This window comes from Bacillus sp. FSL H8-0534 (genome assembly GCF_038005885.1).
In the GTDB taxonomy this organism is placed as follows: Bacteria; Bacillota; Bacilli; order Bacillales; family Bacillaceae_G; genus Bacillus_A; species Bacillus_A pseudomycoides.
In genome coordinates, this window is the sequence record NZ_JBBOUC010000001.1 from 915,135 (window position 1) to 927,831 (window position 12,697).

The following is a 12,697-nucleotide window of genomic DNA, read 5'->3' on the forward strand; positions in this document are numbered from 1 at the left end:
GCTATGTTAGTAGCCGAAACATGTCACTAATATTAAGGGAGTGAACAAAATATGTGTATTTTAAAAGTACAGAACTTAACTAAGAAAATTGGAAGGCGCACACTCGTTAATCAATTATCATTTGATGCTCGAAAAGGAGAAATTCTTGGTCTTCTAGGCCCAAATGGTGCTGGAAAATCCACTACAATTAAAATGATTGTTGGCTTAATCTCCAAAACCAGTGGAACAGTCACAATTAACAAAAAAGACACAAGCAAAGACTTTAAAGAAGCTATGAAACATATTGGAGTGATTGTTGAGAATCCTGATTTATACAAATTTTTATCTGGCTATGATAACCTCCTTCACTTCTCTAGAATGACACCTAATATTCCAAAAGAACGTTTAGATGTGGTTGTTTCTTTAGTTGGGTTGGAAAAAAGTATTCATAATAAAGTTTCCACTTATTCTTTAGGAATGAAACAGCGGCTTGCTCTTGCAATTGCTTTGGTACACAAACCTGCCCTTCTCATTTTAGATGAACCTACAAATGGATTAGACCCTCAAGGAATTAGAGATTTAAGGTTTCATTTAAAACAACTAGCTACAGACGAAAATGTAGCAATTGTTGTTTCAAGCCATCTAATGGCCGAAATGGAAATGATGTGTGATCGCATCGCTATTATAGACAAAGGAGATTTAATTGGTATACATGATATAAAAGATATTACGAAAGAACAGATACAAGCTGTACAATTTGAAGTAGACCGAACAGACTTAGCAATCCCACTCTTACAAAAATCAGTAATAGGTGAAGAAATCATAACAAATCAAAATGTCATTACGATCAAAATAAGTAAAGAACATATACCTGAAATTTGCGATACATTAGCCAAAAATGGAGTGAATGTTTATGGTGTTCAAACCATTAAAACAACTTTAGAAGACAAATTTATTGAAATGACTGGAGATGAAGTGCACAATGATTAATCTAATAAAAAATGAAAATATGAAAATTTTCAAACGAAAAAGAACTTGGATTATGGTAGGTGTTATGGTTGTATTTATTTTCATTCAATTCCTAAACGTAAAGCTTTCCAGCCAAGTTAATTATGGGGATGACTGGAAGACATCTCTTATTGAAGAAAATGCATTACTTCAAGTTGAAAAAGAATCTCTAAAATTACCTATTGAAAAAATAGAAAATGAAAAAAAACTTTTACTAAATAATTATTACATTGACAGTAATATAAAACCAACAAACAATGCATGGTTCTTTACGATTGGACAAAGTACAAATTTTTTAATAGCTATCTCCATTCTTACACTCATAATAGCTGGTGAAATTGTTGCAAGTGAATTTCAATCCGGTACAATTAAATTTTTATTAACACGAACCGCTACTCGCACACAAATATATTTTTCTAAATATATTTCTACTTTATTATTTGGATTTTTCTTAATCGTAATGACGTTCCTTCTTTCCATTCTATTTAGTGGCATTCTTTTAGGCTTTGATGGAATAAATGGTGAATACTTATTTGTCAAAGATCATGCCGTTCAAAAAACAAGCTTCCTTCAGGCACTAATTGGTAGCTTATTATTTAAGATTCCTTACTTAATTATTGTTGCAACTTTAGCATTTATGATTTCAGCGGCGTTTAAAAGCACTACATTCTCTATCGTATTTTCTCTTTTAGTAGCAATTGCAGGTTTTGTCATGAGTATCTCATTAAAAGGTTTCAGCTGGACAAAATATTTCATCTTCTCTCATACGGATTTATCAAGTTTCGTATATGAGAATCCCCCTGTAGAGGGCATGACTTTCAGTTTTTCTATACTATTTATCTTAATTCATATATTCATCATGCATGGAATTGCATACCCCATATTCGTAAAAAAAGATGTCGCTTAAATTTTTTATTAAAGACTGGAGGAAAATACATTGAAAAAAAGATGGATTAAATTCTGTATATTAATAACTCTTATACTTACTGGTTGTTCAAATTCCGAAAGTAAAACAAAAGAACAACAACTGGAGCTATCCGCTACTGATGTTAAAACGTTAACATTAGATAACCGTAACGGCAATATTGATATTTCAACAAATCCTAAATCAGATAAAATAGAGGCTTCTATTACTGCAAAGGCTAAAGGTATCAGCATGGATAAATTAAAACTAGGTCTTTCAGCCAAAAATGGAATTGCAACTTTAAACACTTCTTTTGATGGACAATTTTTTAGCAATAGCGAAACTTGGGTTGATGTCAAACTATCATTACCTAAAAACATAAAAGTTGAATTTAAAAAGACTCATAGAGACGGCGATATCAAAGTCTCTAACCTCGATTCAGATATAAATATACTTAATGTCAACGGTAATATTGACATTTCCAACGTTAATGGAACTGTAAGTGTAACAAATAGAGATGGAAATGTAGATATTGTGCATACAAAGTCTGACATTAATCTTGATAATAACAACGGAAAAGTTGTTATTAAGGATATAAAAGGATCTATAAGAGCCAAAATTGGTGATGGTTCAGCCGCTATCAATAATATTGAAAAGAATGTTACCATCTTAGGTGCTAAAAGCGATAAAATAAAAGTAAATAATGTTAAAGGGAAAATAACTTTTAATAAATAAAATTGATTTACTTATACAGGATAAAAACCAACCGCATTTTTTAATAATTCGGTTGGTTTTTTCCTTAAATACACCTTAATAATTTCCGAATATTCAATTATTTAATTTCAAATAATCCCAATCACATTCAAAAAGACAATGACAATCGCAATCGGAGCGACAAATCGAAGCAAGAATACCCAGCAAGTGAACAATGCTTTCCCGTAATTACCGCCAACAAAAAATTCTGCTTCTAATACCTTTTTCTCCATTTTAAATGAGACGAAAATACTAATAAACAAAGCTCCAAGTGGCATTAAAATATTACTAGATAAAAAGTCTACCGCATCAAAAATATTTTTACCAAAGATTGTAATATCATTCCATACACCAAATGAAAGTGCAGATGGGATACCAACTAAGAAAATTAAAAATCCAATGATCCATGACAATTTCTTTCTTCTTTCCTGCTGTCCATTCGCTAGTGCTGAAACAACCGTTTCAAGTAGTGAAAACGCAGATGTTAACGTTGCAAATGTGAATAGTGCAAGAAATACTGTTAAGAAAAAGCTACCAAATGGAATTTGACTAAAAACTGAAGGTAACACAATAAATAGTAACCCTGGTCCTTCTGTCGGTTCCATTCCTAGTGAAAATACTGCTGGGAAAATAGCTAGACCAGCGAATAAAGAAACAAATAAGTTTAGTCCAACAATTGTTACCGCTGAGCGTGGCAAACTTTCTTTTTTATTTAAATAAGAACTATACGTGACCATGATGGATATCCCAATGCTAATAGCAAAGAATGATTGCCCCATTGCAAACAAAATACTTTCAGATGTGATTTTTGAGAAATCAGGCTGTAAGAAGAATTTGACTCCTTTCATCGCATCATCAAGTGTTAAGGAGCGTACAATAAGAGCAACAAACAGAACGAACAATGCTGGTAACATATATTTACTCGCTTTTTCGATTCCATTTTGTACCCCTTTTGATACAACCCAAATCGTAATAAACATAAAAGCAAAATGGCCAACAATTGCCCAAACCGGATCCCCAATTGTTTCTGTAAATAGTGAACTATAATTTTGCTGCGGTGTAATCAGTTGTCCAGTTATCCCTCTGAATAAATAGATTAATACCCAGCCACCAACAACACTATAAAATGATAACAAAATAAAACAAGTTCCAACGCCAAGACGTCCAATCCAATGCCAGCCTGTATTTGGTGCGATACTTTTAAATGCTCCGATTGCTTGTTTTTGTGTACTGCGCCCTATCATAAATTCAGCTATCAATAACGGAAGACCTATTAATACCGTAAACAATATAAAGATTAAAAAGAATGCTCCTCCCCCGCTCTTTCCAGCAATATAAGGAAACTTCCATATTGCTCCAAGCCCAATTGCAGATCCTGCTGCAGCCATTATAAATCCTAATTTCGAAGTCCACTGCTCCGTCTGTTTCATCCTATTTTCCTCCTAATTACATCTTTTTATATTAATAAATAAATATTATTAACCAATCCAAATAAACCCTCCATTTCTTCCTATATATAATAAAAAAATGGCCCAGCATCTCTTTATATAAAGAGACGCTAAGCCATTTACTTAACGCGGTACCACCCTTATTGATTCCATTATGAATCCACCTTAGCAGTAATCGTTTGATTACAAACCTGTTATCGAAGGTTAACCGTTAAGATTTACTAAGAATTAGACTTCTGTTCCACCTTACTGCTCCTAGGCGAGTTCAGGATGTCATTTGACTATGTCACACCAACCCATAGCTCTCTGTACAAACACATGACCTTACTACTCCTATTCAACGCACTCTAATATTCTGAATATAATTTCTTTTGAAATTACTACGAATTATATCGGTTATATTTATGACTGTCAAGTAAGTTATTTATTTTTTTGTCGAAAGAAAGAAACTTAACTGTACAAATTTCTATCACTAAAAAAGAATCTTCGCAACAAGCGCGAAGATTCTTTTTCTTTATGGCACGAGACGCGTACAATCTCTCGGAAATGCACTCGCTTCTCTCACATTTGATAGTTCTAAAAACTTATATACAAGCCTTTCTAACCCAATCCCAAAACCACCATGAGGCGGACATCCATATCGGAATGTATTAATATAAGACTCGAAGTTTTCTGGCTGTAACCCTTTTTCTTTAAAAGAAGCAAGTAACATACGATACTCATGAATTCGCTGCGCACCTGATGTAATCTCTAATCCTTTATATAATAAGTCAAAAGAATCCGTAACAGCTTGATTTTCTTTATTCGGCATCGTGTACATCGGTCTCGCTTCTTTCGGATAATGTGTGATAAAGACAAAATCACTACCGTATGTTTCCTTCACATATTTTCCAACTAGTTTTTCCCCTTCTGTATCTAAGTCGCCTGCTGGTGATTCTTTTCGGTACTTTGTTTTTAAAATGCTCTGCGCCTCTGCAAGTGTAATCTTTGGAATTTCTGTAATTATAGGAACCGTAACTTGCAAGAGCACTAATTCTTTTTCACATTTCTGTCCTACTTGTTCAAACATATAACGTAAAACATCTGCCTCTAATGCCATCACTTCATAAAAGTCTTCAATAAAACCCATCTCTACATCTAATGATATATATTCATTCAAATGACGAGAAGAGTTATGATGCTCAGCTCGATAAACAGGAGCAATTTCAAAAACAAGTTCAAAACCACCTGCTACCATCATCTGTTTATAAAACTGAGGAGATTGAGCTAAATATGCCTCTTTCTGAAAATAAGGGAGTTTAAAAACATTCGCTCCCCCTTCTGCTCCTTGAGAAACGATTTTCGGCGTAAATATACGTGTGAAATCGTTCTCTATTAAAAATTCACTAAATGCCTGTACGAGCGTAGATTGAATCGTAAAAATGGCTTGTATCCGTTCATGCCGAATCGATATGACGCGCTCATTCAACATTTGATCTAAACCAACTTGCAGCTTTCTTTTATTCACTTCAAAAGGAAGTGGCTCAGCAGTATTTAACACTTTTACTTCTTCTACAAGCAGTTCCACACCTAATTCTGTTTTTGTGGTTTCCACAAGTTCGCCAATAATTTGAACAACACTTTCTACGTCTACTTTATATCCCGCTAATTCTTTTTCTAACACGCATTGAATAACACCTGTTCGGTCACGTAATAATAAAAAACTGATATTCCCCAAATGCCGAATTTTTTTCACCCAACCTTGTAGTAAAACCACCTTTTTACTACATGTTTTACATTCACGAACGAGTGACCGCTTCATTGATTGATCCATTATTGTTTCCTCCTATATTTTCATATTTATTTACATTATTGTTATCATCATCATCATCCACGGCCACTCACCTCCTTTCAAAGAATACAAAAATCCGCCCCTATAAATAGGGACGGATTTTTCCGCGGTACCACCCAAATTGTCATACTGACCATCTTAAACCTGATAACGGTAGGTACCATTTGCTTTTACTAACCTTCACGTTCAAAGCAACGCTCACAGATGTCTTTCCATCATGCGGTATCGCAATCTTTTCAGCAGTTGATTGCTCTCTGGAGACCCTTACATCATGTACTTTTCCTGTTCACCACTTTTTATATTTACAGAGTATTCTATTCCTTTAAAAGAGAAAATGCAAGGTGTTTTTTCATTATTTTCTGATTTTAATTTCAAATTCATTCTGAAACAATTTCTTCTAATGTCATTCCTCTCGAATCTTTCACTAAAACAACATCAGTTTGATTTGCCACTTCTTCAAGTTCTTTTGCATCATGACTTCCCCTCCCACTCAGAAAGAAACTATTTCATTACATAACAATTTGTTTTCCTAGGCATATTATTAGTAAATTTCTTCTGGAGGTCTATACATGAGAAAAATTATAAGTTTCTTACTCTTACTATTATGCATGATAATGACAAATCAAGCATACGCCTATTCCCCACAATCATTACCCATCTCACAGAATTCAAAACAATGGAAAGTACATATTGACGAAGTAAAGAAAACAGACAAAAACATGTTACAACCTAAAAAAGATGTTTTTCACACGTATCACTTCTCAGTACAAAACATTGGAAAAGATGAAGTATATAACGTACAAGTGGAAGTATTCCGAAATGAACCAAACACGGAAACAAAATATGAACTCTTTTCTTTAAAAGAAGCTCGATTAGCAAGTGGGAAAACAGGGTTTGAACATGCAAATTTTCCTGTTTCCGTAAAAACAAACGAGGTAGATGTCATGATTACATGGCAAGAACATCCTTTCCGTGCAATGCGAAATGGTCAAAAAGTTGAGGGAAGAAAGTTTAAAGAGCATTTTGTTTTTAAGGAATCTCAAAAATAAAATTCTTCTACAAGATTAGAAAAGATTTCTTGCAATAATCATATCTGTATCTTCAAACTTATAAAACAAATATATTAAATGGAAAATTGCGTTGGTCTTTCTAAAAAATATTAGGAAAGAATGACGCTTTTTTGTATCATTCTTTTTCCCTTTAAAAACTCTAACTACCTTTCAACTTCCTAGCGTGGCTCCATTAAATGACCTTAATGCAGAATATTCAATTTAGCAAGCAGGAAAAACCTCAGTCAATCGCTAATAACCAGTGTGGAATGAAAAATACTGATTAAAATTCACCTGATAAATGGAGGTTGAAAATTATGACTCATACCAACTATGCACTAACAACAGGAAAAACAGAACGAGCAATTATCATTGGGGGTGGTATTGGAGGGTTACTAACTGCAAGAGTACTTTCTACCTACTATAAAGAAGTGCTTATAGTCGATAAAGATACTTTTCCAGAAAGACCTGACAACCGTCCTGGTACTCCACAAGCCTTCCATCCACATCGTTTTACCCAGCGTGGTAAATTAATTACAGAACGACTCTTTCCAGGCTATGAAAATGATTTAGCAGCACAAGGTGCACCCTCAGTACTAAATAAAACCATCCATAACATGAATCAATATGGCACGATAGAAATGCAATATCCACGGAATGATGTCAAATTCAGTAGAGCTTTGCTTGAATGGACACTTCGTAAACAAGTACAAAAAATTTCTAATATTAGTTTTCTCACAAATCATAACGTAATTGGTTTATTAATGACGGTTGGTCAAACAACTGTTACAGGAGTCCAAGTCTCAGAACGCGGAAAATCTGAACAAGTACGAACACTAAATGCTGATTTGATAGTTGATGCTAGTGGTCGTTCCTCTAAACTCGTAAATTGGCTTCAAGATCAGGGTTATGATGTGCCAGATTCAGATCGCTTGAAAGTCTCCCTTGGATATAGTACTCGCCGCTATAAGGTTCCCTCCCACCTACTACATCTCACAGAAAAATGGGACACAATCACTATTGCAGGGCAGCCAACTAAAGAAACTTTTACAGGCGTCTTTTCCTTTATTGAAAATAATATAGCCGAAGTGCTAATCTATCGTCCTGGTGGACATTATCCTCCTACAAATGCCGAAGAGTTTGAGCAGGCTATTTCCCAGCTCCCAAGTCCGATAATTGGCGAAATTTTGCACGAGTTTGAACCAATATCCTCTCCTCGGAGTTATCGTGTTCCAGAACTGTTTCGTCATCACTTTGAACAAATGGATCGATGGCCCTCTGGATTGTTAGTCTTGGGAGACGCATTCTGTATTTACGATCCAATTTTCGGTCAAGGAATGACCGTTGCTGCAATTGAAGTAGAAGTACTCGAGTCTTGCTTGCAAGAACAACAACATAACCCTATCCCTCATTTCGAACAAAGAGTTCTCAAAAAAATGCAAGATGTAATCGAACCAGCTTGGTGGCTCAATTGTGCTACTGATTTGCAGTGGAAAGGTGTCGAATATGTGAGTTCACAGCAATTGAAAGGGATTTCTTTTGGCCAAAAATATATGGATTTATTTCTTAAATATGCCACAACCGAGCGTGATTTCAAATTATACGGAATGTATTGGGCAGTAAACTCATTAGCAATCTCACCACATACTATATTTGATCCACAGCTAGTAACTACCATTCTCACTTCATCTACTGAAGGACAGCGCTTCCTTGATGAACTCTTGCTAGCCCATGGTCAATCATTAGATGTAGTATTAAATCAAATTGTACCTACTTTCTCTCAGACAGCCTTTGCGTCAGTAAATCAATAAATCTGGAAAACTCCTAGATGACTGGATAGGTAATTTTTGATAGTAAATACAAATAATAAAGAAACCCCGGCATAATCGGTGTTATGCCAGGGTTTCTTTATTATTCATTCATATTCTTAATTTGTACTAATTCCTCTTGCCGTCCAAATCCGATCAATTTCCGCCGCGTGTTGTCCACCATATAGAAGAGCATCTGCTTGTTTAATCGCTTTTGCCCCATCACGGAATTTAGCATTTGGCGTTAATGACCAGTGCGATTGTAAAATGATTTTTGTGGCTACATCACGGCCAAAGGATTGTGCCATTTCATACTCTCCTTGGGACCAAATTTCTCCGTCTGCATGTACTTCATTTTGCACATCTCTTGGGTACACCTTATTATTATCTAATCGACGCAAACATGTTGGATTTGAACTTGAATAAGAAGTCGCATCCCATTCTCCTACACATGCTTTTCCATATCCTGTAGTTGATGTAGCATCTTCATAAGTTGCACCTAAGAAATCTCCAAATCCCTCTCCCATCGCCCCACCTTCTGGAGAACTACCAAAGCCCGGAACTTGATTATCTTGAATCGAATGCCCATATTCATGTGCGATGATTCCTGCATCTTCAGCATCATCTACTCCACCAGTTCCAAATGTTAAATCTTTTGTTGACGGGGAATAGAAAGAATTATCATCTCTCGTTCCGTTCACATTTACTTTAATAGAGCGATTGTTAATGTTCTTAAATCCTATTTGCTGGATATAACGTTGTAAAGTATCGATATGATAATATGCCATTACATCTTCAAAACTATCATTTGAACGTGTGTAATTAAATTGAAGAGTTGAAGATTTTGTTTTTGCCTTTGAAGAAATTGTGACATAATCTCCAACTAAAAAGCCTGTTCCATTTAAGCCTTTTAAAGTAACTGTTTTTAATTGATTATTTAATGCTGCTGAATCTGCATCATTATTATCCTTTAATCCAGTTACACTACCACTTGTTACGACAGGATTCGGCAAAAACACTTTCCCTGTTCCCTCCGCTTTACGATTTATATCTACCTTTTTTAGTAGTTTTCCATTTTCAGCGTCAATGAATGTTTCCCATGCACCAAATGGTTGATTGGAGTGAACTACAACTCGGTATACAGGAATGGCAACTCCCTCTTCAATGATATACCCGAATTCTTTCATTGTTGGAGCCCATAAATTTTGTTCACTTTCTCCACCAACATATACCTTTGATTTTTGCTCTGCATCTTTTTCACTAATTTTTTGCTTTATTTCTTTCACATTTTGAACAGGCTGATAATCAGAAACAGCAAGTACCCCTTGTCCTTTTCCATTAAGAGTCACGGTTATTTGTTTTGAAAATACAGGGGAACCATTTACTACTTGTTGAAATCTAACATATGAAGCTACCTGTGTATCAGTAGTTGAAATATACTGTAAGTCTGATAGATCTGTCTTTAATGAATATTGCGCGGCATTCGCTTTTAAATATTCGGCTGCTTTTTCCTGAGGAGAATACCTGTCTATCTTAACTTGTTTCTCTTCTACCGCTGAAACAACCGATACTGTACCTAACACTAACGGTATTGCTGTAGCAATTGCTACCATCCTTTTTTTGAACATTAGAATCACTCTCCACTCTCTTAATAAATTTTGAATGTACGAGTAATTCTATAAGATCAATTATATTACCTTTATCTTTTTTATATTAATACAGAAAGTAATATTTTCTCAATATTTGTGTATCAAAATGATAAATACTTTCGAAAGATATTATTCGCTATGGATATTAAGCAGAAATGTTTGTTTTTAATTAGACATTTACCAATCGTAACTCATATGGTGGCAATAAAAAAACGGGCTATTTTTTTACCTAACGATAGGTTGAAAATTGTTTTAATGCATGCTATTCTGAATATGATCTTACATGTTAGGAGGCTCAATTATGAGTAAAAGTGAGGAAACCCTTTCTGCAATAATCGAGGCAAGCTATCGTTTATTCGCAGAGCACGGAATCGCTAAGACCACATACACAATGATTGCCGAGGAAGTCGGAATCGCAAAACCATCTATTTATTATTACTTCAAATCTAAAGATGCGTTAATCGAAGGCTTATTTGATGAGCTATGTCAGGCAGTTCAATTTTCAACCTTCTTTAAGACTGATGAATTTACAAAAAACAATTTTATTGAAAAATGTATTGAAATTGGTTTAAACATAATCGATGAACAAGATAAAGATCCTTATTTTAACCGTGTCCTACAAGAATACTTGTTACTTGCATCTAGAAATAACAATTATAATGAACGGCTCCTTTCCATACAAAGAGAATATTTAAAGGGATTTGAAGCACTTCTTACTAAAGCAAATTCATTGCAACTTATTGAGGATGATAACCTGACAGCCAAAGCTCATATGCTCGCATTGGTGCTTGATAATATCGGGAATTTCATGATGTTTGATACAAACATGGATTATAAACAAATATGGATTGAAGCTGTGCATAGCATATTTAAAGGACGTGTTTCCCATGGAAATTAAAAGAAGAATTATTGGATTAGATTTTGCTAGAGCATGGGCTATGTTTGGAATGCTAATTGTTAATTTCATGGTTATAACCGGGGCTGAAGGTAATGGCCCTCCATGGTTAATAGCCTTTATGTCACTATTTGAGGGTCGCGCTTCTGCTCTATTTGTCATACTTGCAGGTATAGGAATCTCCCTTATGACTAAATCATCCGTTCCTAGTAGTAATCCAATTAAAATTATGGCTAGTCGAAAAATGATTTGGAAGCGATCGTTGTTCTTATTTGTATTAGGCTTATTGTTGTACACAATCGACTGGGCAGGTGATATATTACACTACTACGGCGTGTATCTCTTTATTGCAGCCTTCTTCATTACAATAAATAAAAAGATATTGCTTTGGTTATCGATACTCATTTTACTCATTGCACAATACCTCCAATTAACCTTTAATGCCTTTGAAGGCTGGGGAGGCCCCATTCCTTTTATAAACTATATAGATTTCTGGTCAGTAAAAGGATTCCTCCGTAATTTATTCTTTAACGGCTACCACCCTATTTTCCCATGGTTCTCGTTCTTCTTAGTTGGTATGCTGATTGGACGAATGGATCTTCATAATAATAAAATTAGAAAAAAACTATTAATAATCAGCCTAATCATTTCAACAACTGCTGAATTGTTGTCAAAAGTATTGACTCATTTTTTCATCCCCTATATCGGAAAAGAATCCTCTACCTTTTTATTTAATACAGGACCTATTTTACCAAACATTTTATACATCTTATCTGCCACCGGATCTGCTTTAATAATCTTGATTCTTTGCTTATTTATTACTGAGAGGTATGAAAAAAATTGGTTTATTGGGGCCATCGTTAAAACCGGACAATTAACTTTAACTCATTATGTAAGTCACGTCATTTTAGGCATCGGAACATTGATCCTTTTACACAGACTTGAAAATCAATCTTTATCTTTCGTATTAATATTTGCCATTTGTTTCTTCATTTTTAGTATATTATTTAGTATTTTATGGAGAAATAAATTTTCTAGAGGACCTATAGAGTGGATTATGAGAAAAATCACTGGATAAGTTATTAATTTATCACTCTATTTTTCCATATATAGGGGAATACTGTATAACATTATGTAATAAATTACTGATAACACATACTATTTTACATGGCATAATCCAAAGTTGAGATAATGTATTGGAGACTTACACTTTTAACTCGATACGTTTGTCCGTTAATAAGACCGAATGAGCTTCTAATACCTCTTAACAGAGCTCTGTCCGCATGTGTTAAACTTGGATGAAAAGCTCCTTGTCCACTTTCTAACTTTGAAAGATCAAATAAATTGTTGTATTTCTTTTAAATAATAATAGT

General features: G+C 34.5%; 10 protein-coding genes, 1 pseudogene and 2 other annotated features. Of the genes and pseudogenes, 7 read left to right on the forward strand and 4 right to left on the reverse strand.

What is annotated here, in order from left to right:
• The first annotated feature begins 51 nt into the window (after positions 1-51).
• The 3 genes from MHH71_RS04770 to MHH71_RS04780 are packed head-to-tail and all read left to right on the forward strand — an operon-like array spanning position 52 to position 2,626.
• A complete protein-coding gene (locus tag MHH71_RS04770) occupies positions 52-969 on the forward strand; it encodes an ABC transporter ATP-binding protein (RefSeq protein ID WP_003197336.1) in 918 nt (305 codons plus the stop codon).
• Positions 962-1,894: an ABC transporter permease gene (locus MHH71_RS04775; RefSeq protein WP_033798843.1), complete on the forward strand. Its 933-nt coding sequence runs from the start codon at positions 962-964 to the stop codon at positions 1,892-1,894. The genes MHH71_RS04770 and MHH71_RS04775 overlap by 8 nt, the downstream gene beginning before the upstream one ends.
• 30 nt (positions 1,895-1,924) lie before the next feature.
• Entirely contained in the window at positions 1,925-2,626 is a 702-nt protein-coding gene (locus tag MHH71_RS04780) for a hypothetical protein (RefSeq protein WP_006094715.1), read from the forward strand.
• 107 nt (positions 2,627-2,733) lie between these two features.
• On the opposite strand, the gene MHH71_RS04785 is transcribed toward MHH71_RS04780, so the two are convergent.
• Positions 2,734-4,074 (reverse strand): sodium-dependent transporter, encoded by a 1,341-nt coding sequence (locus MHH71_RS04785; RefSeq protein WP_006094714.1) that lies wholly within the window; start codon positions 4,072-4,074, stop codon positions 2,734-2,736.
• Between the two features lie 118 nt (positions 4,075-4,192).
• Positions 4,193-4,442, reverse strand: a binding site (T-box leader).
• A gap of 164 nt (positions 4,443-4,606) precedes the next feature.
• Positions 4,607-5,905 (reverse strand): aspartate--tRNA(Asn) ligase, encoded by a 1,299-nt coding sequence (gene aspS, locus MHH71_RS04790; protein WP_006094713.1) that lies wholly within the window; start codon positions 5,903-5,905, stop codon positions 4,607-4,609.
• A 105-nt stretch (positions 5,906-6,010) separates the two neighbouring features.
• Positions 6,011-6,222, reverse strand: a binding site (T-box leader).
• 270 nt (positions 6,223-6,492) lie between these two features.
• On the opposite strand from aspS, the gene MHH71_RS04795 reads away from it, so the two are divergent.
• The gene (locus MHH71_RS04795; protein WP_018782117.1) at positions 6,493-6,972 is read left to right on the forward strand and encodes a hypothetical protein; all 480 of its coding nucleotides are present in this window, start codon (positions 6,493-6,495) and stop codon (positions 6,970-6,972) included.
• Between the two features lie 317 nt (positions 6,973-7,289).
• Positions 7,290-8,783 carry an NAD(P)/FAD-dependent oxidoreductase gene (locus MHH71_RS04800; RefSeq protein WP_006094710.1) on the forward strand — a complete coding sequence of 498 codons (1,494 nt, stop codon included), beginning with the start codon at positions 7,290-7,292 and terminating at the stop codon, positions 8,781-8,783.
• A 116-nt stretch (positions 8,784-8,899) separates the two neighbouring features.
• Here MHH71_RS04800 and MHH71_RS04805 read toward each other — a convergent pair whose 3' ends face one another.
• Positions 8,900-10,408 (reverse strand): M36 family metallopeptidase, encoded by a 1,509-nt coding sequence (locus MHH71_RS04805; RefSeq protein WP_033798842.1) that lies wholly within the window; start codon positions 10,406-10,408, stop codon positions 8,900-8,902.
• A 322-nt stretch (positions 10,409-10,730) separates the two neighbouring features.
• Here MHH71_RS04805 and MHH71_RS04810 point away from each other — a divergent pair, with 322 nt between their 5' ends.
• Together MHH71_RS04810 and MHH71_RS04815 are read left to right on the forward strand one after the other, a co-directional pair.
• Entirely contained in the window at positions 10,731-11,327 is a 597-nt protein-coding gene (locus MHH71_RS04810; RefSeq protein ID WP_018766453.1) for a TetR/AcrR family transcriptional regulator, read from the forward strand.
• On the forward strand, positions 11,317-12,402 hold the full coding sequence (locus MHH71_RS04815; protein WP_033798841.1) for a DUF418 domain-containing protein: 1,086 nt from the start codon (positions 11,317-11,319) through the stop codon (positions 12,400-12,402). Before MHH71_RS04810 ends, MHH71_RS04815 begins: the two co-directional genes overlap by 11 nt.
• A 15-nt stretch (positions 12,403-12,417) precedes the next feature.
• On the opposite strand, the pseudogene MHH71_RS04820 reads toward MHH71_RS04815, so the two are convergent.
• Positions 12,418-12,673: pseudogene (locus tag MHH71_RS04820) on the reverse strand (sensor histidine kinase); the annotation flags it as partial.
• Between the last annotated feature and the right edge of the window lie 24 nt (positions 12,674-12,697).